General features: G+C 67.8%; 17 protein-coding genes. All 17 read right to left on the reverse strand.

What is annotated here, in order from left to right; all coding sequences use genetic code 11:
- Positions 1-14 precede the first annotated feature (14 nt).
- Complete coding sequence (gene ilvA / locus CIW53_RS11195) at positions 15-1568, reverse strand: threonine ammonia-lyase, biosynthetic (RefSeq protein ID WP_149364812.1); 1554 nt, start codon at positions 1566-1568, stop codon at positions 15-17.
- Entirely contained in the window at positions 1565-1813 is a 249-nt protein-coding gene (gene ilvN / locus CIW53_RS11200) for an acetolactate synthase small subunit (protein WP_149364813.1), read from the reverse strand. Before ilvN ends, ilvA begins: the two co-directional genes overlap by 4 nt.
- A gap of 154 nt (positions 1814-1967) precedes the next feature.
- Positions 1968-3761 carry a biosynthetic-type acetolactate synthase large subunit gene (gene ilvB / locus CIW53_RS11205; protein WP_149365035.1) on the reverse strand — a complete coding sequence of 598 codons (1794 nt, stop codon included), beginning with the start codon at positions 3759-3761 and terminating at the stop codon, positions 1968-1970.
- Positions 3762-3865: 104 nt separating this feature from the next.
- The gene (locus CIW53_RS11210) at positions 3866-4207 is read right to left on the reverse strand and encodes a hypothetical protein (RefSeq protein WP_149364814.1); all 342 of its coding nucleotides are present in this window, start codon (positions 4205-4207) and stop codon (positions 3866-3868) included.
- 69 nt (positions 4208-4276) lie between these two features.
- A complete protein-coding gene (gene ilvC, locus CIW53_RS11215; protein ID WP_149364815.1) occupies positions 4277-5287 on the reverse strand; it encodes a ketol-acid reductoisomerase in 1011 nt (336 codons plus the stop codon).
- The gene (locus CIW53_RS11220; RefSeq protein WP_149364816.1) at positions 5284-7005 is read right to left on the reverse strand and encodes a dihydroxy-acid dehydratase; all 1722 of its coding nucleotides are present in this window, start codon (positions 7003-7005) and stop codon (positions 5284-5286) included. The genes ilvC and CIW53_RS11220 overlap by 4 nt, the downstream gene beginning before the upstream one ends.
- A gap of 265 nt (positions 7006-7270) precedes the next feature.
- Positions 7271-8368, reverse strand: a complete 1098-nt coding sequence (leuB, locus tag CIW53_RS11225) for a 3-isopropylmalate dehydrogenase (protein ID WP_149364817.1) — start codon at positions 8366-8368, stop codon at positions 7271-7273.
- Positions 8365-8946: a 3-isopropylmalate dehydratase small subunit gene (leuD, locus tag CIW53_RS11230; protein ID WP_149364818.1), complete on the reverse strand. Its 582-nt coding sequence runs from the start codon at positions 8944-8946 to the stop codon at positions 8365-8367. The genes leuB and leuD overlap by 4 nt, the downstream gene beginning before the upstream one ends.
- A gap of 160 nt (positions 8947-9106) precedes the next feature.
- Entirely contained in the window at positions 9107-10516 is a 1410-nt protein-coding gene (leuC, locus tag CIW53_RS11235; RefSeq protein ID WP_149364819.1) for a 3-isopropylmalate dehydratase large subunit, read from the reverse strand.
- Entirely contained in the window at positions 10513-11508 is a 996-nt protein-coding gene (locus CIW53_RS11240) for a branched-chain amino acid transaminase (protein ID WP_242451870.1), read from the reverse strand. The genes leuC and CIW53_RS11240 overlap by 4 nt, the downstream gene beginning before the upstream one ends.
- On the reverse strand, positions 11505-13127 hold the full coding sequence (locus CIW53_RS11245) for a 2-isopropylmalate synthase (RefSeq protein WP_149364820.1): 1623 nt from the start codon (positions 13125-13127) through the stop codon (positions 11505-11507). The genes CIW53_RS11240 and CIW53_RS11245 overlap by 4 nt, the downstream gene beginning before the upstream one ends.
- Positions 13128-13567: 440 nt before the next feature.
- Positions 13568-14131, reverse strand: coding sequence for a hypothetical protein (locus CIW53_RS11250; RefSeq protein WP_149364821.1), 564 nt, complete (start codon positions 14129-14131; stop codon positions 13568-13570).
- Positions 14132-14141: 10 nt separating this feature from the next.
- Positions 14142-16034 (reverse strand): hypothetical protein, encoded by a 1893-nt coding sequence (locus CIW53_RS11255; protein ID WP_149364822.1) that lies wholly within the window; start codon positions 16032-16034, stop codon positions 14142-14144.
- A complete protein-coding gene (locus tag CIW53_RS11260) occupies positions 16027-16380 on the reverse strand; it encodes a hypothetical protein (RefSeq protein WP_149364823.1) in 354 nt (117 codons plus the stop codon). The genes CIW53_RS11255 and CIW53_RS11260 overlap by 8 nt, the downstream gene beginning before the upstream one ends.
- Positions 16381-16611: 231 nt before the next feature.
- The gene (gene thrC / locus CIW53_RS11265) at positions 16612-17913 is read right to left on the reverse strand and encodes a threonine synthase (protein WP_277949636.1); all 1302 of its coding nucleotides are present in this window, start codon (positions 17911-17913) and stop codon (positions 16612-16614) included.
- A 95-nt stretch (positions 17914-18008) separates the two neighbouring features.
- Complete coding sequence (locus CIW53_RS11270; RefSeq protein WP_242451885.1) at positions 18009-18977, reverse strand: homoserine kinase; 969 nt, start codon at positions 18975-18977, stop codon at positions 18009-18011.
- A gap of 23 nt (positions 18978-19000) precedes the next feature.
- On the reverse strand, positions 19001-20101 hold the full coding sequence (locus CIW53_RS11275; RefSeq protein ID WP_242451886.1) for a homoserine dehydrogenase: 1101 nt from the start codon (positions 20099-20101) through the stop codon (positions 19001-19003).
- Positions 20102-20697: the final 596 nt, after the last annotated feature.

The following is a 20697-nucleotide window of genomic DNA, read 5'->3' on the forward strand; positions in this document are numbered from 1 at the left end:
CGCCGTCGCATCGATCACTGGCGCAACAGCAGGCGATAGGCGGCGTGCGCGCTTTCGTCGACATGCGGGTAGCCGAGCGTGGCAAGGAAGCATTGCAACAGCGGCAGCTCGGTCGCGGGCACCTGGATGCCGACCAGGATGCGGCCGTGGTCGGCGCCGTGGTTACGGTAGTGGAACAGGCTGACGTTCCAGTCCGGATGCAGTTGGTCGAGGAAATGGGTGAGTGCGCCGGGGCGCTCCGGAAACTCGAAGCGGTACAGCCGCTCGTCGCGCGCCAACGGCGAGCGGCCGCCGATCATGTGGCGCAGGTGCAGCTTGGCCAGTTCGTCGTCGGTGAGGTCGAGCACATCGAAACCTTCGCCGTGGAACGCCTGCACCAGCGCTTCGCGTTCGTCGCGGCTGGCGATGCGAATGCCGACGAAGATGTGCGCGGCGTGCGTGTCGCCGATGCGGTAGTTGAATTCGGTGATGTCATGCCGGCCCAGGGCGGCGCAGAAGCGGCGGAAGCTGCCGCGTTCCTCCGGAATGGTCACCGCGAACACGGCTTCGCGCTGCTCGCCCACCTCGGCGCGTTCGGCGACGAAGCGCAGGCGGTCGAAGTTCATGTTCGCGCCGGAGACGATCGCCACCAGCGCACCATCGCCGGCGCCGTGCGCGGCCACGTACTGCTTCAGCCCAGCCAGCGCCAGCGCGCCGGACGGCTCGGCCACGCTGCGGGTTTCCTGGTGGATGTCGCCGATCGCCGCGCAGATCGCGTCGGCATCGACCCGCAGCATCGCATCCACGTGCTGGCGGCATAACGCGAAAGTCAGTGCGCCGACCTGCTTCACCGCGGTACCGTCGGCGAACAGGCCGACTTCATTCAAGACAACGCGCGCGCCCGCTTCCAGCGAACGCGCCATCGCATCCGAATCCGCCGCCTGCACGCCGATCACCTTCACCCCGGGCCGCAGTGCCTTGATGCCGGCGGCCACGCCGGCGAGCAGGCCGCCGCCGCCGACCGGCACGAACACTGCCTCGATCGGACCGGGATGCTGGCGCAGGATTTCCAGCGCGATGGTGCCCTGGCCGGCGATCACCGCCGGGTCGTCGAACGGATGCACGAACACCGCGCCGCGTTCGGCCTGCAATTGCGCGGCGGCGGCCTGCGCCTCGCTGTACGAATCGCCGCACAGCCGCACTCCCACCAGCGCGCCGCCGAAGCGGCGCACCGCGTCGATCTTCACCTGCGGCGCGGTCACCGGCATCACGATGGTGGCGCGGATGCCCAGCTTCGCCGCGGCCAGCGCCACGCCTTGCGCATGGTTGCCGGCGGAGGCGGCGACCACACCGCGCGCGCGCTGGGCGGCATCGAGTTGCACCATGCGGTTGTACGCGCCGCGCAGCTTGAACGAGAACACCGGTTGCCGGTCCTCGCGTTTCAGCAGTACCGGTTGCCCGAGCCGCGTGGTGAGCAACGGCGCCGGTTCGAGCGCGGACTCGTGCGCCACGTCGTAGACACGCGCGGCGCGAATCCGCGCCAGCAGGTCGCCATCGGCATCGACGGCCAGCGGCGCGACGACATTCATGCGGCGAGCGCGTTGGCCGGATGCGCCACCTGCAGCACGTCGACCAGCTTGCGCGTCTGCTGCAGGATCTGCCCGAGCGCGTCATCGTCGCACTGCAGGCTCAGCGTCAGCCGCGACACCGCCGGATCGTGCGTGGCCGCCACGGTCAGCGTGTCGATGTTGTAGCCGCGGGCGGCGAACAGCCCGGCCACGCGAACCAGCGCGCCGGCTTCGTTCTGCAACAGGATGGACAAGGTGTGGTTCATGGCGGAACTCCGATGATGAGTCCCTCTCCCTTTGGGAGAGGGTGCCGACAGGCGGGTGAGGGTGCGGGCGGAGCGGGGCGCTGAGGCTCGCCCGTACCCTCATCCGACCCTTCGGGCCACCTTCTCCCAAGGGGAGAAGGAAAAGGTCAAAAGCTCAAAACATGTGAGTCGTGGTGGCTTCGGGCGCGACTGGCATGGCGCGCGAAGCGATGAAATCGCCGGTGATCATCTGCGCGTAGCTGGCACCGGGGCCGACCATCGGATACACGCCGGCGTCCGGATCGATCATCACTTCCAGGAACGCCGGGCCGTCGAAGGCGAGGAAGTCGGCGATGGTGGATTCCAGCGCGTCGTTGCGCTCCAGTCGCCGCGCCCAGTCAAAGCCGTCGGCCCGCGCGGCAAGCACGAAATCCTTTTTGTGCAGGCTCTTGTCGGAGGCGGCGAAGCGGCCCTTGAAATACAGCTTTTGCCATTGCCGCACCATGCCGTCGCCGACGTTGTTGAGCACCACGATCTTCAACGGCAGGCCGTAGGTGGTGACGGTTTCCAGCTCGCCGATGTTCATGCGGATGCTGGCGTCGCCGTCGATGTCGATCACCAGCTTGTCGCGCTGCGCGAATTGTGCGCCGATCGCTGCCGGCAGGCCGAAGCCCATCGTGCCCATCGAGCCGGAAGTGAGCCAATGCCGCGGCGCGCGGAAGTCGAAATACTGCGCCGCCCACATCTGGTGCTGGCCGACGCCGGTGCTCACGATGGCGCGGCCCTGCGCATGGCGGTTGATCGCCTCGATCACCGCGTACGGCTGGATCAGCGCACTGGCGCGGTCGTAGTTCATCGCATGCACGCGTTTGAGTTCGGCGACATGTGCGTGCCAGGCGCCGAGCTGCGGTCGCAGTTCGTGCGCGCGGCCATACGCGGTGAGCCGCTCCAGCGCGCGTTTCAGCGGACCGACGTGGTGCCAGTCGACCGACTTCACCTTGCCGATCTCGGCCGGGTCGATGTCGACCTGGGCGATGAACTTCGCCCGCGGCGCGAATTTGCCCGGCACGCCGGCCACGCGATCGTCGAAACGCGCGCCCAGCGCCAGCACGAAGTCGCAATCCTCCACCGCGTAGTTCGCGTACGCGGTGCCGTGCATGCCGAGCAGGTGCAGGGCCAGCGGGTCGGTACTGTCGAAACCGCCCAGGCCCATCAGGGTGGTGGTCACCGGCAGTCCGAACGCGTCGACGAATGCGCGCAGCGCTTGTGCCGCGTCCGCCGCGATCACGCCACCGCCGGCATAGATCAGCGGACGCTCGGCCTGCATCAGCGCGGCGAACAGTGCAACACAGTCGGCGTCGCTCAGCGTCGCCTGTTCCACCGCGCGCAGCCTGGCGCGATACCCGTTCAGTGCCAGCTCGCCGGCACCGCGAAACGACAGCGCAGCGTTCTGCACGTCCTTCGGCACGTCCACCACCACCGGCCCGGGCCGGCCACTGCGGGCGAGGGTGAACGCAGTGCGCACGGTCGCCTCCAGCTGCGTCGCGTCGGTAACCAGGAACACGTGCTTGGCGCAGGCGCCCATGATGTTGCTGATCGGCGCTTCCTGGAACGCGTCGCTGCCGATCGCGGCGGTGCCGACCTGGCCGCAGATCACCACCAGCGGAATCGAGTCGGCCATCGAGTCGCGCACCGGCGTGACCATGTTGGTGGCGCCGGGGCCGGAGGTGACGATGGCTACGCCGACCTTGCCCGACGCGCGCGCGTAGCCGGCGGCCATGAAGCCGGCGCCCTGTTCGTTGGCCGGCACCACCAGCGGTATCGGTTCGCTGCCGTCGGCGCGTGCGTGTTCGGCGTTGTAACGAAACACTGCGTCGTACACCGGCAGGATCGCGCCACCGGAATAGCCGAACATCACCTCGACACCTTCGTGGGCGATGACCTGCACGATCACCTCGGCGCCGCTCATCGGCCGGCCGGCGAGCGCTCGCGGGTCGGCGGCGAAGGAGTGGGCAGCGCTGGCTGCCGTCGATGATGTCGTCACGTGGGGTTCCTGGGCATGCCGGCGGCGGTCTAGTTGCGGATCAGCTCGTCCGCGACAGGCTCGCGGGCGGGGACGCCGTAGGTCGAGATGATCCGCAAGTCCTGCGCCACGGCGGAGAAGCGCTCCCACGGGATGCCGTTGACGTCGGCGTCGCAGCTGAAGCCATGGGTGTCGTCATCCTCGAAGCCCACGTGGCGCAACTGGCCGGCGCGGTCGGGCTGCTGGTTGATCGAGAAGTTGAGCTGGTCGGTGCGCCACATCGCGTAGGCGCCGGTGACGACCGCCTGCGGCGGCTGGCCCAGGCGGGCGCTGTAATCGGCGATGGAGGCGTCCAGGTCGGCAACGGCCAGGGCGATATGAAAGCGTTTCATGGCAAACCTCGTGTTCTTCTGTGGATGATGGGAAGGACCGCCCGCGGTCGGCAGGCAGTCGGGCATCGGTCAGCCGACTTTCTTCAGCGGTTCGACGACGGGCTTGGCGGCGCTCGGCTGCAGCCACGGCATCCGCGCGCGCAACTTCGCGCCGACCACCTCGATCGGATGCTCGAGGTCCGCCTGCTTCAGGCGCTTGTAGTTCGGCAGGCCGGCCTTGTACTCGGCGATCCAGTTGCGCGCGAAGGTGCCGTCCTGGATATCGGTGAGCACCTCCTTCATGCGCGCCTTGGTGCCGGCGTCGACGATGCGCGGGCCGCTGACGTAGTCGCCGTATTGCGCGGTCTCGGAGACGAACTGCAGCATCTTGGCCAGGCCGCCCTCGTAGAACAGGTCGACGATCAGCTTCAGTTCGTGCATCACCTCGTAGTAGGCGATCTCCGGCTGGTAGCCGGCTTCCACCAGGGTCTCGAAACCCTTGAGCACCAGCTCGCTGGCGCCGCCGCACAGCACTGCCTGCTCGCCGAACAGGTCGGTCTCGGTCTCTTCCTTGAAGTCGGTCTGGATGATCATGGCGCGGCCGCCACCGATGCCGTCGGCGTAGCCTTTCGTCTTCGCCTCGGCCTGGCCGCTGACGTCCTGGTGCACCGCCCAGATGCACGGCACGCCGCGGCCGCGCTCGTACTCGCTGCGCACCAGCGCGCCGGGGCCCTTCGGTGCGACCAGGATCACGTCGATGTCGGCGCGCGGCTCGATCTGCTTGAAGTGCACGTTGAAGCCGTGCGCGAACAGCAGCGCCGCGCCGGGCTTGATGTTCGGCTCGATCGACTCCCGGTACAGCGTTGGCTGCACCATGTCCGGTGTCAGCACGGCGACCAGGTCGGCGCCCTTCACCGCCTCGGCCGGCTCGGCGACCTCGAAGCCATCGGCTTTCGCCTTGTGCCAGGTCGGCCCGTTCGGGCGCAGGCCGACCACCACGTCGAGGCCGGAGTCGCGCAGGTTCAGCGCGTGCGCGCGGCCCTGGCTGCCGTAGCCGAGCACGGCGATGCGGGATTTGGCGAGGGTGTTGTTGCTGCTCATGCGGTGACTCCCTGGTTGGATTCGGTATGGAGGTGCTTGGGTGTGGAGACGGCTGAATGAATCTGATTGGAGCCGGGATGGGTGGTGGCGCCGTCGGAAGCGGAGCCGACCAGCAGCGCGTACTTGGCCAGCGCGCCGCGGCTGACCTTCGGTGCGGGCGGTTGCCAGCCGGCGCGGCGTGCGGCGAGGTCGGCGTCGGTGGCGATCTCGCGGCGGGCGGCGTCGATCACGATGCGGTCGCCCTCGTGCAGCAGCGCGATCGGCCCGCCGCGCGCGGCTTCCGGCGCGATGTGGCCGACCATGAAGCCGTGGGTGGCGCCGCTGAAGCGGCCATCGGTGATCAGTGCCACGTCGTCGCCGAGGCCGCGGCCGATCAGCGCGGCGGTGACGCCGAGCATCTCGCGCATGCCGGGGCCGCCGGCGGGGCCTTCGTTGCGAATCACGATGACGTCGCCCCTGGCGATGTCGCCGGCCTGCACCGCGGCGAACGCCTGCTCCTCGCCCTCGTACACGCGGGCGCGGCCTTCGAAGTGGCTGGCGCCCTTGCCGGCGAGTTTCAAAATGCAGCCTTCCGGCGCGAGGTTGCCGTACAGGATCGAGTAGCCGCCGCGCGGCTTCAGTGGTGCGCTGACCGGATGCACCACGTCCTGCGTTTCGGCACGTGGTGCGGCGTCGGCTTCGGCGAACAGCGAGCGGCCGGTGACGGTGGGCGTGTCCTCCAGCATGCCGGCGGCGATCAGCTCCTGCGCCACCCGCGCGCTGCCGCCGGCGCCGAACAATTCCATCGCGGTGTAGCGGCCGCCGGGCAGCAGGTCGGCGATCACCGGGGTGTGCGCCGAGGCTGGCTCGAAATCCTCCAGCGACCATTCGACGCCGGCTTCGCGCGCGATCGCCAGCAGGTGCAGCACCGCATTGGTGGAGCCGGCGGTGGCGGCGACCATGCGCGCGGCGTTGCGCATCGACGTGCGCGTGATCAGCGCACGCGGCGTGCGGTTCTCGCGCAGGCATTCCATCACCAGCTCGCCGCAGCGGAACGCGGCCGCACCCTTGGCCGGATGGGTGGCGGGAATGTCGTTGTAGCCCAGCGGCGACAACCCCAGCGTGGAGAGCACCATCGCCATCGTGTTGGCGGTGAACTGGCCGCCGCAGGCGCCGGCGCCGGGGCAGGCGTCGCGTTCGACCGCAGTCAGTTCCTCGTCGCTGATCCTGCCCGCGCCGTGCGCGCCGACCGCCTCGAACACCTGCTGGATGGTGATCGGATGGTTGTCGTGGGTGCCGTGCGCGATGCTGCCGCCGTACAGCGCCACGCCGGGGATGTCCAGCCGCGCCAGCGCCATCGCCGCGGCGGGGATGGTCTTGTCGCAGCCGCACAGCACCACCATCGCGTCGAGGCAGTGGCCGTCCACCGCCAGCTCGATCGAATCGGTGATCACCTCGCGGCTGATCAGCGACGAGCGCATGCCCGGCGTGCCCATCGCGATGCCGTCGGTGACCGCGATGGTGTTGAACTCCACCGGCGTGCCGCCGGCGGCGCGGATGCCGGCCGCGGCCTCGACCGCGAGCTCGCGCAGGTTGAGGTTGCACGGGCTCACGTTCGACCAGGTGTGCACCACCGCGACCAGCGGCCGTGCGATCGCCTCGTCGTCGAGGCCGGTGGCGCGCAGCATGGCGCGGGCGGGAGCGCGGTCGGGGCCGCTCTTGATCAGGTCACTGCGCATGAAGAAAGCTCCGAAGGACAGAATCCCTCTTGGGGGGAGACAAATCGGCAGGAATGCCGATTTGCACGGCGCCAGCCGCCCGAAGGGCGAGGGCCATGGATGGCCCGAATGAAAGAAAAGCACCCCCTGCGTGCGAGGGAGGTGGCAGGACGGAACGGGGGTCGACGCCATCGCGGCGTGCACGAACCGTCCGGTGCCGGAAGCACGTAGGGGGCGACAAAAGGCGCGGACACGTCCATGTACCCGCTGGGAAAACCTGGCTGGATCAGCCGCATGCGCGCGCTCCGCCGAAGAACGCACCGGCGTGGTCGGCGTGGTCCTCGATCGCCGCGAGCACGGCATCGCGCACCTCATTGGTGCCGGCGCTGCCGCCGATGTCGCGACTGTGCGGGCCGTGGCGCAGCACCTGCTCGACCGCCGATTCGATCGCCGCCGCTTCGGCTTCCAGGCCCAGCGAGTGGCGCAGCAGCAGCGCGGCGGAAAGGATCGCGCCGACCGGATTGGCCACGCCTTGTCCTGCGATGTCCGGCGCCGAACCGTGGATCGGTTCGTACAGGCCAGCCTTGCCATCGCCCAGCGACGCCGACGGCAGCAGGCCGAGCGATCCGGCCAGCGCGGCGGCCTCGTCGGTGAGGATGTCGCCGAACAGGTTCTCGGTGACCACCACGTCGTAGCGGTTCGGCTGGGTCAGCAGCAGCATCGCCATCGAGTCGACCAGCTGGTGCTCGAGCTTCACGTCGGGGTAGTCGGCGGCGATGCGCTGCACCGTGCTGCGCCACAGCCGCGAGGTCTCCAGCACGTTCGCCTTGTCGACCGAGGTGACATGGCGGCGGCGGCCGCGCGCCAGCTCGAACGCGCGGCGCACCACGCGCTCGATTTCGGCCACGGTGTATTTGCATTCGTCGGTGGCGGTGTCGGCCGTGCGCGTCTTCACGCCGAAATAGGCGCCGCCGGTGAGCTCGCGCACGAACAGCACGTCGACGTTTTCCAGCTTCTCGTTCTTCAGCGGCGACAGATTTGCCAGCGCCGGATGCACCTGCAGCGGGCGCAGGTTCGCGTACACGCCGAGCGCGGCGCGCAGCGCCAGCAGGCCCTGCTCGGGCCGCACCCTAGCGTTTGGATCGGACCACTTCGGGCCGCCGACGGCACCCAGCAGCACCGCATCGGCGGACCGGCACGCCGCCAGCGAAGCGGCCGGCAGCGGTTCGCCGGTGGCATCGATCGCGATGCCGCCGATCAGCTGTTCCTCGAACGCGAACACGTGTTCGTAGCGTGCGGCCACGGTCTTCAACACGGCCACCGCGGCGGCCGTGACTTCGGGGCCGACGCCATCGCCGGGCAGGGTAACGATGCGTGCCTTCATGCCGCTTGCTCCTGGTGTTCGTAATGAGTGATCGCGTCGGCGTGTTGCAGCAGGTAGCCGAGCTGGTCGACGCCGTTGAGCAGGCAGTGCCGCGCGAACGGTTCCAGACGGAACGGGATGCGGCCGCCGTCGGGCAGCGCGATGTACTGCTCGCGCACGTCGATCGCCAGCTCGATGCCGGGGTGCCTGAGCAGCCAGCGGTGCTCCAGCTCATCGATGACGATGGCGAGCAGGCCGTTCTTCAGCGCGTTGCCGCGGAAGATGTCCGCGATCTCGCTGCACAGCACCGCGCGGATGCCGTAATCCAGCAAGGCCCACGGCGCATGCTCGCGCGAGGAGCCGCAGCCGAAGTTGCGTCCGGCGATGAGGATCGAGCAGCCGCGCGCTTCCGGCCGGTTCAGCGGGAACGCCGGGTTGTCGCTGCCGTCGGTTTGGTAGCGCCAGTCGTGGAAGCACAGCTGGCCCAGCCCCTCGCGCGTGGTGGTGGTGAGGAAGCGCGCCGGGATGATGCGGTCGGTGTCGATGTTCTCGTCGGCCAGCACGGCGGTGCGGGAGTGGAGGCGGATTACAGGCTTCATGATTGCCTCTTGGCAGAAATGAGAGGGGACGAGCGAGGAGTGAGGGGAGAGGAGCGAGGAGTGAGAGAGGAGCGAAGGGCAGAAGCACGCGGAGAAGAACGGCCGACGTACGGCGGTTGATCTCTCTCACTCCTCACTCCTCTCCACTCACTTCTGCTTTTCATGCCGCTTCCACCAAGTACTCGCGCGGATCGGCGATGCGCCCGGCGATCGCCGATGCGGCGGCGGTGGCCGGGCTGGCCAGCACGGTGCGTGCGCCCTTGCCCTGGCGGCCTTCGAAGTTGCGGTTGGAGGTACTCACCACCAGCTGGCCCGGCTGCGCCAGGTCGCCGTTCATCGCGATGCACATCGAACAGCCGGGCACGCGCCACTCGGCACCGGCGGCGGTGAACACGTGGTGCAGGCCTTCGCGCTCGGCGTCGCGGCGCACCGCCTCGGAGCCCGGCACCACCAGCATGCGTACACCTTGCGCGATGCGTCGGCCGTGCAGCACGCGCGCCGCTTCGCGCAGGTCGGACAGGCGCGAGTTGGTGCAGCTGCCGACGAACACGACGTCGACCGGCGTGCCCTGCATCGGCTGGCCGGGCGTGCTCTGCATGTAGTCGAGCGCGCGGCGTTCCTGCGCATTCGTCGCCGCCGGTACCGGCGCGTCCATCGCGATCGCCATGCCCGGATGGGTGCCGTAGGTGACGGTGGGTTTCACCGCGCCGGCGTCGATGCGCACCTCGCGGTCGTAGCGCGCGCCGTCGTCGCTGCGCAATGCGCGCCACCTCGTCACCGCCGCGTCCCACGCTGCGCCCTGGGGCACGCGCGGGCGACCCTTCAGCCAGGCGAACGTGGTCTCGTCCGGCGCGATCAGCCCGGCGCGCGCGCCGGCCTCGATCGACATGTTGCAGACGGTCATGCGCTCGTCCATCGACAGCGCCTCGATCGCCGCGCCGCGATACTCCAGCACGTAACCGGTGCCGCCATCGACACCGATCGTGCCGATGATGTGCAGGATCAGATCCTTCGCGCCCACGCCCGGCGGCAACTGGCCGTCCACGTGGATAGCCATGGTCTTCGGCCTGCGTTGCAGCAGGCACTGCGTGGCCATCACGTGGCCGACCTCGGTGGTGCCGATGCCGAACGCCAGCGCGCCGAACGCGCCGTGGGTCGAGGTGTGGCTGTCGCCGCAGACGATGGTCATGCCCGGCTGGGTCGCGCCCAGCTCGGGGCCGATCACGTGCACGATGCCGCGGTCGGCGCTGTCCCAGCCGTGCAGTTCGACGCCGAACTCGCGGCAGTTCGCTTCCAGCTGCGCGACCTGCGCCTGCGCCTCGGCGTTCGCATACGGGCGGCTGCCGTCAGCATTCGTCGGCAGGGTCGGGGTGGAATGATCCAGCGTGGCCAGCATGCGGTCGGGCCGGCGCAGTTTCAGCCCACGCTCGCGCAGTTCGCTGAACGCCTGCGGCGAGGTGACCTCGTGCACCAGGTGCAGGTCGACGTAGATCACCGCGGGCGTGTCGGCAGTTTCGGCGACGACGACGTGGGCGTCCCAGACTTTTTCGAACAGGGTCCGTGAGGTCATGCCGCGACCTCCGTCACTTCGTGCGCTCGTCCCTGAGCGCGATCACCAGCTGGTGCTGAGCCACAATCAGGGACGACTGCATTGACCACACTCAACCAGCCGTAGCGATCCTCGGTGCGGCCGTCGAACAGGCCGAAGAACGCCTGCTGCAACGCCTTCGTGATCGGCCCCGGCGCGCCCGCGCCGATGGCCTTGCGGTCGACCGAGCGCACCGGGGTGATCTCGGCGGCGGTGCCGGTCATGAACACTTCGTCGGCCGAATACAACGCCTCGCGCGGCAGCTCGCGCTCTTCCACCGCGATGCCGAGATCGGTGGCCAGCGTGATCACTGCATCGCGCGTGATGCCGGCCAGGATGCCGGCGCTGGACGGCGGGGTGAGCAGCTTGCCGCGCTTCACCAGGAACAGATTCTCGCCGGCGCCTTCGCTGAGCAGGCCGTTGTGGCCCAGCGCGATGCCCTCGTCGTAGCCGTTGCGGCGTGCCTCCAGCCCGATCAGCTGGCTGGACAGGTAGTTGCCGCCGGCCTTGGCCCAGCTCGGCAGGGTGTTCGGCGCGGGACGGTTCCACGACGACACGCACACGTCGGCACCGCGCTCGGCCGCCTCGCCCAGGTACGCGCCCCAGTTCAGCGCGATGATCGCCACCTCCACCGGCGCGCCATCCCTTGCCAGCACACCCAACCCGCCGGCGCCGCGGAACACGATCGGCCGCACGTAGGCCGAAGGCATCCGGTTTGCGCGGATCAGCTCGAGGCAGGCGGCGTTGATCTCGTCCTCGCTGTAGCCGACCTCGATCTCGTACACGCGCGCCGACTCGAACAGCCGGCGGGTGTGCTCGGCCAGGCGGAAGTAGGCCGGGCCGCGTGGCGTGGCGTACACGCGCTCGCCCTCGAACACCGACGAGCCGTAATGCAGCGCGTGCGTGCTGACGTGGACGTTGGCGTCGGCCCACGGCTTGATCCGGCCGTTGTGCCAGGCGAAGGGCGTACTCATGCGGTGGCTCCCAGGGCTTTGGTGTTGCGTGCGGATGGGGACACGTTCGCTGGCGTGACCGGCGCGTGTCGTTCGATGCGATTGACGATGGCCAGCGCGGCCTGCGCGGTGGCTTCGACGATGTCGGTGCTGACGCCGTCGCCGTTCCAGTCGCGGCCGGCGTGGCGGGCGACCAGCCGAGCCTGGCCCTGGGCATCGCCGCCCTCGCTGACCGCACGCACCTGGAAATCCGTCAGCCGCAGGTCGCTGTCGGTGGCGCGTTCGATGGCGCGCAGCACCGCGTCGACCGGGCCGTCGCCGATGGCTGCTTCGGCGGCTTCGCGGCCGTCGTCGTGGCGCAACTTCACCGCGGCCGAGGCGCCGGCGCCCAGGTGGGTATTGGTGTCCAGTCGCAGCAATCGCCACGGGCCCAGCGCGTCGGGATCCTGGCCCAACGCGAGCGCTTCCAGATCCTCGTCGTGCACCTCGCGCTTCTTGTCGGCCAGCGTCTTGAAGCACACGAAGATGGCATCCAGCGCTGCCTCGTCCGGTGAGTGACCCAACACCTGCAGGCGCTGGCGTAACGCGGCGCGGCCGGAGTGCTTGCCCAGCACCAGCTTGGTCTCGGCCAGGCCCACGTCCTGCGGACGCATGATTTCGTAGGTGCCGCGATGCTTGAGCATGCCGTGCTGGTGGATGCCCGACTCGTGCGCGAACGCGTTCTCGCCCACGATCGCCTTGTTGCGCTGCACGCGTTGGCCGGTGAGTTGGCTCAGCAGCCGCGAGGCCGGGTGCAGCTTGCGGGTGTCGATGCGGGTGTCGACGCCGAAGTACGCGGGGCGGACCTTCAGCGCCATCACGATCTCCTCCAGCGCGGCGTTGCCGGCGCGCTCCCCGATGCCGTTGATGGTGCACTCCACCTGGCGCGCGCCCGCACCCACCGCGGCCAGGCTGTTGGCCACCGCCAGCCCCAGGTCGTTGTGGCAGTGGCTGGAGAACACCACGCGTTCGGCGCCCTGCACGTTCGCGCGCAGGAAGGCGAAGCGTTCGGCGATCTCGGTCGGCGTCATGTAGCCCACCGTGTCCGGCGCGTTCAGCGTGGTGGCGCCGGCGGCCACGGCGGCGCTGAACACTTCGGCGAGAAAGTCCGGCTCGGTCCGCATCGCGTCCTCGGCCGAGAACTCCACCTCGTGGCACAGCGCGCCTGCGCGCTCCACCGCGGCCACCGCGGCGTCCAGCACCTGCGCCATGCTCATGCCCAGCTTGTGCTCGCGATGCAGCGGACTGGTGGAGATGAACACGTGGATGCGCGAGCGCTGTGCCTGTTCCAGCGCACGGCCGGCGCTGTCGATATCGCCGCTCTGGCAACGTGCCAGCGCGCACACGGTGGTGTTCTTCAGCGTGCCGGCGATCTCCGCCACCGCCGCGAAATCGTCCGGCGAAGCCTGCGGAAAGCCCGCTTCGAGCACGTCCACGCCCAGCGTCTCGAGCATCTGCGCCATGCGCAGCTTGGCGCGCCGGTTCATCGAGAAGCCGGGTGTCTGCTCGCCGTCGCGCAGGGTGGTGTCGAAGATGCGCACACGTTCGGCGACTATGTCGTCGCCGCTGATCGGGTCGTTGTGCTGGTCGGGATTTTTCATCATGGCTCCGCTGTGTGGGCGTCGCCGAAGGCACAAAAAAACCCCGCATCCGTTACCGGGTGCGGGGTTCTTTGGGTGTATTTTCAGGTTTTCTTATTTACCTGGACACATGCCCTCAGCCCGCACCTCCGTTGGTAATAAGGAGTACGAGTACGAGGGTAATAAGGAGCGTGCCGCGAGCCTGCAGCAGGCCGGCAACCGTCATGAGACGGTTTCCCTCGGCGATGCTGCGGTGGCTGTTGCGCTGCGACATGCGATCGACCATACGCGAGTTCAAAACCCCGCGTCAACAGTTTTATTTGAAATCATTTGTCGGCAGCAGATCGACAGGGTATGGACGGCCAGCCGTCCATACGATCGAGCTTCGATCGGGCGGTGGCCGCGAAGTGGCAGTCACGCGACGCTCCGCGGACCATCCCCTGCCTGATCTCAGAGGAAGTCTATTGATCGATGCGCACCCATTTCCTGCCGGCGCGGGCGCACAGGCCGCCGTCACTGCACTGCGTCAGCTTGCCGTTGGCGATGGCTGCATTGATCAGCCCCGTCCACTCGGCTCGTGCGATGTCCTGACGGGTGTGCATGCCCATGTAGACCGCCACGCCGATCACCGTCACCGAAGCCAGCGCACTGGCCACGAAGGCCTTCCAGGCCGTTGCCGTCAAACCCCTGCCGGCAGTGCGCACGCGCGTCTCCAGTTCGTTCGTCGCCTTCAGGATGTTCTGCGTGCTGCCCTGCATCGTGCGGGCCGCATCTTCCATCGGCTGACGCATGCCGTCGCTCACGACACTTGCGGCCGCCTGCCTGAATTGCTCGATGGCTCCGGCAGTCATGCGCTCCGATGAAGCGGCAGCACTCTTTGCCGTCTGGCCGATGTGCAGTGCCGCTTCACGGGTTTGTTGAATCACGTGGTCGCCGCGCTGCTCAAGCAGATCGGTGAAGGCGGCCAGTTGCAGCGCCAGTGCGCGAAGGTCATCGGGCTGAAGGTTGTTCTGTTCCGGATTCAAGGTTCCTTCCTCATCGTTGCATGACCGGGCCTTGCTGCATTGGCGCCTGCTGTTGTTGTGCGTTTAGCGCTGCTTGTTGAGCTTGCTGCCGGTTGAGCTGGTGCCCTTGCTCGAGCCAGGCTTGTCCCCGATCCGATAGCAGGTAGGCCTGGCCCGCCACGCGCATCGCGTCGACATCCTTGTTCATGGCGGCATGGCTCAGTGCGTCGAACATGTCGCGAGTGGAGCTGTGACGGGTGACGTGTGCAGCGACGCATTGGTACGGATCGCTGGCCTGCGCCGGCGGGATGGTTGGCTCGTGACCGGACTGGCGTCGCCAGGCATCGTTCAGTTCGTCCCTGAGATTGCCCTGGGCAGGTTGGTCTTCGAGTCCGAACCACTTCGGTGTGGACCACTGGCCTTGCGCATCGCGGGTGTAGGTATCGCCATTCGGTGCCTGTTGTCTGGCGGGAGAATCGCACAGGGCGCGTGCAACAGGACCAGGCAAAGGCCCGAATCGATCCCAGCCGAATTGTTCGTAGGCCGATTGGTAACGCGTCGCGATGGCGTGCGGTGTCCGTGTCGCGTTGTGCACCAGCACGGCCTCGGATTCCTTGTCGAGCTCGGCCTTACGCTGCGGATCGGCGCGCTCTTCGTACGCGTCGACCACCCCGTGTTCCATCACTCGCGTCACCACCATGCGCGACCATTCATGAGCTTGCGCGTCGCGAGTCCATGGGCTATCACGGATGCTGGGCGTATCGTCGCTGCCGGCCGGAAGCGAGTACGCATCCTCCGGACGGGGCGCGTGCGCCAGCGACAGCTCCACCGCCACGCTGGAGGCCTGATAATTGAGTTGGTCGGCCAGCGCGGGGTGTGCGGTGAAGTGCTGGCCGTGGGGCGTTTCGGGTAATGGCGGCACGTCGCGTGTCCACCCTTGCTGCGGCTGGCCGGGGTCGTAATGCCATGTCTGCCCCTGTGCGTCGGGCTGGTTGTAGATGCGATGGCTATCGTAGGTGTCGGCCAACTTGTCGCCAGCGATGGCACCGCCGATGGCACCCGCACCACCGATCAGCAGATCGAACGGCCCGGTCTCGGCACCCGCTGCGCCAAACACCTCCGCACCCAGCGCCGCGCCACCCAGCGCACCGAGATTGCGCCCGCCGAAGTGCAGCAATGTGGATTGAGCCCCGGCGATGTTGTTCTGCTGAAGCAAGTCGGACGCGTGCGCGACGGTGGTGGTGGCGTCATGGGCAACAGCGGCGACGCCGAGCGTGGCAGCGCCACGAACCATGGCGGGCGAAAGGACGCTACGTTCGATTTCGACAGCAATGCTGGGGATGTTGTCGACGCTTTTGACGTATACCGGATCGTGGAACAACTTGCGGTTGGGCACCAGGACCTGTTCCGCACCGCCGCTCTTGGTGACCAGGCCGCCCAGTTCTGAGGTGGGCGCTACCGTGTTGATGAAAACCTGAGTCGGAATCCTCGGCGTAATCCGATACATGCCGTATCGGGGTGCTTCGCTTCCGATCGGCAGGGCGAAGTAATCGGAAAGGTTCCGGCCTTCTGCGATCGCCGCCTTGGCCTGAGATTCACGCATCCAGAAGGATGAGTAACTTGTTGGGGTCGAGCCTTCGGCGACGAGCTTGATGAGGGACTCATCGGTCCCCATGGCCTCCATACGTGGAAGTTCGCGGCCGGACATGAGCTGGTTGATGGCACGGTCATCGATCGCTGACGATGACGTATTGGGAGCGGCAGCTTCAGCGACTCTCCACCAATACAAAGCGCCTTCGTCCGTATTTAGGAAATTCCGTGCCGCCTGTTCGTCTATGCCTTGAGGTCTGAATGTTCCGCTCCCTGGAACGGCATCAGCATATTCCTGCTTTAGAGCGTCGGGAGTTAGGCCATCATCATTCATGGCCGGAAGCCCCCATCATGGCTTTACGCATGGCATCCATACGGGCAATGCGCTGCCTGTCTTGCTCAGTTAGTCCCCCTCTGAGTTCAATAGAAAATTCAGCGTAGGCATTGTCAACGCTAGGATTCGCGTAGGAGATATATCGTCCATCCCCAAAATTCCACGCTCCGGGAATGTCACGTCTCTCTATTGGCTCCAACACTTGGTTCGCTTTGGCATCTTCGATCAGCGGAGTCAGTGCACGCAGCAGACTCTGCACATCCTCGCTGTCCGGATACTGCTTCAGTACCCACTCCAGATGTTCGGCGGCGGCCTTGAGCTTGATGGGGTCGATGGTCTGGGTCATGCGTTGGCTTCCTGCGTGATGAGGTTGGGGTTTGAAGCTCCAGGACCGGCGCGATTGACTATGGCGGCCTTCGGTTCTCGACGCGCGGTCAAATCCATTTGATCGCAGTTGAAAGGGGATCGCCCGGTTCGGCGTCGCGAATTTCGTATCGACGGCGGATCCGTGATGATTGCTTCAGGTCGGCGGATAGAACGTCTGGCAAGCTGATCACGCAGCGTCTCGCAGCGTCAATCAGCGTTCGACCCGATCGAGTAGCAGTCTTGCCCGCAATGCCTTGTCGCTTGCCGCGATGGACTCGGCTTCGGCCGGGCGTCCGAGCATGGCGGAGAGCGCGGTGGGGATCGCAACCGGGCGACCGGTCAAGGGTTCGACCACGCTTTCGAATTTCGCGGCGTGCGCGGTGGCCACGACCGCCCATGCAGACGCGTCGCCAGCCGCACGCAGCCGATCCAGTTCGTGCATCGCGGTGGCGGTATGCGGGCAGAACACCTCGCCATGTTCGTGGGCGTGGCTGGTGATGGTCTGCCGGATGCTGTCGTCGTCGACGCAGTGCGCGTGCAGCAGGTGACGGAGTTTTGTCTCGTCAGGGAAGGTCCAGCGCAGCCGCTCGAAGTTGCTGGGCGCACCCACGTCCATCGCGTTGGCGAGGGTGGCGACGGCTTCGCGTGGCTGGTAGTCGTGGCCGGAAAAGTAGTCGGGCAAGGTGGCGTTGGCGTTGCAGGCCAGGCGCACTTCTCCGATCGGCAGGCCCATTTCGCGTGCCCACAGGCAGGCCATGGCGTTGCCGAGGTTGCCGGTGGGCACGATGAAGTTCAGCAGCGTGCCGTGTTCGCGCCACCAACCCAGCGCAGCGTGTGCGTAATAGCTCATTTGCGGCAGCAGGCGGCCGAGGCTGATGCTGTTGGCCGAGGACATCGGTACTTCTGCCTGCAGTGCCGCGTCGTTGAGCGCGACCTTGACCATGCGCTGGCAATCGTCGAAGCGACCGGCCACTCGCAGCGCGGTGATGTTGTCGCCGAAACAGCCGAGTTGGTGTGCCTGGCGCGGAGAAACCAGTCCGTCCGGATACAGGATCACCACTCGCACATTCGGCTGACGGTGGAACGCCGCCGCCACCGCGGCACCGGTATCGCCCGAGGTGGCGACCAGGATCGTCAGCGGTCGCGCGTCGGCGCGCGGCAGTCGGCGCAGGCAGGCGGCGAGGAAGCGTGCGCCGAAATCCTTGAACGCCGAGGTGGGGCCGTGAAACAACTCCAGCATCAGCGTGCCCGGGTGGGCGGGAAGCGGGCGCAACGGTGCGTCGAAGGTGAAGGCCTCGGCGCAGATCGCGGGCAGTTCGTAGGCCAGCGCATCGCCGGCGAAGAACGGTGCCAGCAAGGTGGCGGCGGTGTGGGCCAGCGAGCCGTGCGGGTCGAATGCGGCCGGGTCGAGCGTGGGCAGTTTTTCAGGTACGTACAGTCCACCGTCCGGGGCCAGTCCGGCGGCGATCGCCTGGCTGATCGACACGGCGGGACTGCTCGCGCGCGTGCTGATGTAGGAGCCCGCTGGCGGGCGATGCTCTTGATCTTTACTGGGCGTCGGGGCAACGGCATCGCCCGCGAGCGGGCTCCTACGTGGGTTTGGCGGGTTCATGATTGCGTCCCGTCGATCGAATCGATCAACGCGGCGGCCGGGCCGGCGATCGGCGAGACCCACGCATCGCTGTCCAGTCCGGCCTCGGCGAAGGCGGTCTGCATTGCCAGGCTGGCCGCCTCGGCATCGGCTCGGTTGTCGTACCAGCCGAACACGCTGGGGCCGGCGCCGGAGATGCTGGCGCCCAGCGCATTGTGGTCGAGCGCGGCCTGCTTCACTTTCGCGAAATTCGGGATCAGCGGGGCACGGCGGGGCTCCACCAGTACGTCCTTCAGGCCTTCGCGCACCAGTGCAGCATCGCTGCGATAGCAGCCGGCCAGCACCAGCGCGAGGTTCGAACTTTGCGCCACGAATTCACCGAGTGCGTAGTGACCGGCCAGCGCGGCGCGAGCCTTGCGCGTCTCCAGCACCACGTGCGGATGCACCAGCGCGCAGTGCCAGGCGGCCGGCACGTCGATGCGCAACAGCCGGTCGTGGGTGGCCAGCACCAGGCCGCCGAGCAGCATCGAGCCGAGGTTGTCGCCGTGGCGGCTGCCGCTGGCCACGGCCTCGCCGTCCAGCGCGAAGTCGTACAACGCTTCGCGTGGCAGCGGTTGTGCCAGCAACGCGTTGGCGGCGACCAGGGCGGCCACGCATGAGGCGGCCGAGCCGCCCATGCCCGAGCCGAGCGCGATGCCCTTGTGCAGCACCAGTTCGAAGCCGTGCGAAAGGCCCAGCGCCTTGCGCAGCGAGAGCAGCGCAGTGCCGGCGGTGTTCTGGCGCGGATCGGTGGGCAGGCCGGTAACGCAGCCATGGATTGCCGCGATGCGCACCAACGGCTCGTCGATGCGCCGCACCTCGGCGCGGTCGCCGGCACCGGCCACGCTGTGGCCGAGCAGGTCGAAGCCGACGCCGACGTTGCCGACGCTGGCGGGCGCGAAGGCGCGGGCGACTTGCGGTGCTAGAGGACGACGCGATGAAGCCATGACGGGTTCCAGTAGTGGCGTGTTCATGCGCGCGCCTCCAGCGACTCGGCGATGCGCAGCAGGTCGGCGAACACGCCGGCGGCGGTCACTTCGGGGCCGGCGCCGGGGCCTTGCACCGACAGCGGATTATCGCAGTAGCGGCGGGTGGTGAACTGCACGATGTTGTCGGTGAGTCGGGTATGCGCGAATGCGTGGCTGGCCGGCAGCACCATCAGCCGCACGCTGGCGCGGCCATGCCGGTCCAGTTGCGCCACGTGGCGCAGCACGCCGCCTGCGGCATGCGCCTCGGCCAGCTTCGCGGCCATCGGCGCATCCAGTTCATCCAGCCGCTGCATGAAAGTTTCCAGCGGCAGCGCGGCCAGCGCCGGCGGCACCAGGCCTTGCAGGTCGACATCTTCCAGCGACAGCGGCCAGCCAGCCTCGCGCGCCAGGATCACCAGCTTGCGCGCCACGTCGAGGCCGGACAGGTCGTCGCGCGGGTCCGGTTCGGTATAGCCCAGCGCATGCGCCTCGCGCACCAGTGCGGAGAACGGCTGCTGGCCGTCGTGGCGGTTGCACAGCCAGGCCAGCGTGCCGGAGAACATGCCGTCGACCGTGAGCAGTTCGTCGCCAGTGTCGAGCAGATCGCGCAGCGTCTGCACCACCGGCAGGCCGGCGCACACGGTGGCCTCGTAGCGGAAGCGCGCGCCGCTGGCGCAGGCTGCGCGGATCGCCTGCCAGCGCGGCAGCGGCCCGCTGCCGGCGAGCTTGTTCGGCGTCACCACGTGCAGGCCGGCGGCGAGCCAGCGCGGATAGTGCGCGGCCACCTCGTCGTTCGCGCTGCAGTCGATCAGCAGCGCATGTCGGCCGTCGCTGCCGCGCACGTGTTCGGCGAAGGCGTCCAGGTCGTTCGGCCGCCAGATCTGCGCGCCGCCATGGCGGCCGTTGAGTTCGGCGTCGTCGCAGTCCAGCCACATGCGCTTGCTGGCCACCACGCCGCAGAGTTTCAGATCCAGTCCGATGTCGTGGGCCAGTCGCGGTTGCGCGGCGCGCAGTTGTTCCAGCAAGGCGCTGCCGACACGGCCGGGGCCGATCACGCCGACCGCCAGCACGCGTCGCAGGGTAGTCGCGCCGATCCGGCCCATCGACAGCGGCGGCGAGGGAACATGCTGGACTTGCTCGGGTGCACAGGTGATCACGACGGCCTCTCCGGTGGAGGCCCGTTCTCGCTGGCGTGTCGGTATGGGCCGGCCCGCCTCGTCGAGGGCGGGCCGTTGCGTGTGGAACCTACCTACGCACGACACTCCGCCCGGAACCCGTGGTACCGGTGGTAATCGTGGTGGTGGTCGTCGCAGCAATGGCACCAACGCGCGCCGAGCCACGCCCGGTGCGAACCGGTGCGTCGAACATGCGTGCTGGCGTGGAATGCGGCGACATGGCATCGACCTTAGAAGCAAGCTCTTGCCGCCGTCAACAGGATCATTTGCAACTTTTCGCTATATGCGCGAGGTGTGCGGTTCAGGCGGCCGCCTGCGGGGCGAAGATCACCGACGCCGGCTTCCATCTGCCGTGGCCTCCCCCCGGGTGTTGACACGTAGTGGAGGGGCGGCGAGAACCCTCACCCTTGAACGGACTGTCGGGCCGCGAAAAACCATGAACGAAACAACACTCCGGCCAACATCATCGGGATGGTACGAACTATAAAAATCATCACATGGTCGACCGGATACCTGCCGTCGTG

Source organism: Rhodanobacter sp. T12-5 (assembly GCF_008329435.1).
In the GTDB taxonomy this organism is placed as follows: Bacteria; Pseudomonadota; Gammaproteobacteria; order Xanthomonadales; family Rhodanobacteraceae; genus Rhodanobacter.

Bases quoted from the DNA above. Each gene is read 5' to 3' on its own strand.
- CIW53_RS11270 (WP_242451885.1), bottom strand. From the start codon at position 18,977: ATGGCTTCATCGCGTCGTCCTCTAGCACCGCAAGTCGCCCGCGCCTTC.
- CIW53_RS11240 (WP_242451870.1), bottom strand. From the start codon at position 11,508: ATGAGTACGCCCTTCGCCTGGCACAACGGCCGGATCAAGCCGTGGGCC.
- CIW53_RS11255 (WP_149364822.1), bottom strand. From the start codon at position 16,034: ATGAATGATGATGGCCTAACTCCCGACGCTCTAAAGCAGGAATATGCT.
- ilvA (WP_149364812.1), bottom strand. From the start codon at position 1,568: ATGAATGTCGTCGCGCCGCTGGCCGTCGATGCCGATGGCGACCTGCTG.
- CIW53_RS11210 (WP_149364814.1), bottom strand. From the start codon at position 4,207: ATGAAACGCTTTCATATCGCCCTGGCCGTTGCCGACCTGGACGCCTCC.
- leuD (WP_149364818.1), bottom strand. From the start codon at position 8,946: ATGAAGCCTGTAATCCGCCTCCACTCCCGCACCGCCGTGCTGGCCGAC.
- ilvB (WP_149365035.1), bottom strand. From the start codon at position 3,761: ATGAGCGGCGCCGAGGTGATCGTGCAGGTCATCGCCCACGAAGGTGTC.
- ilvN (WP_149364813.1), bottom strand. From the start codon at position 1,813: ATGAACCACACCTTGTCCATCCTGTTGCAGAACGAAGCCGGCGCGCTG.
- CIW53_RS11275 (WP_242451886.1), bottom strand. From the start codon at position 20,101: ATGGGCCGGATCGGCGCGACTACCCTGCGACGCGTGCTGGCGGTCGGC.
- CIW53_RS11245 (WP_149364820.1), bottom strand. From the start codon at position 13,127: ATGAAAAATCCCGACCAGCACAACGACCCGATCAGCGGCGACGACATA.
- ilvC (WP_149364815.1), bottom strand. From the start codon at position 5,287: ATGAGCAGCAACAACACCCTCGCCAAATCCCGCATCGCCGTGCTCGGC.
- leuC (WP_149364819.1), bottom strand. From the start codon at position 10,516: ATGACCTCACGGACCCTGTTCGAAAAAGTCTGGGACGCCCACGTCGTC.
- leuB (WP_149364817.1), bottom strand. From the start codon at position 8,368: ATGAAGGCACGCATCGTTACCCTGCCCGGCGATGGCGTCGGCCCCGAA.
- CIW53_RS11220 (WP_149364816.1), bottom strand. From the start codon at position 7,005: ATGCGCAGTGACCTGATCAAGAGCGGCCCCGACCGCGCTCCCGCCCGC.
- CIW53_RS11260 (WP_149364823.1), bottom strand. From the start codon at position 16,380: ATGACCCAGACCATCGACCCCATCAAGCTCAAGGCCGCCGCCGAACAT.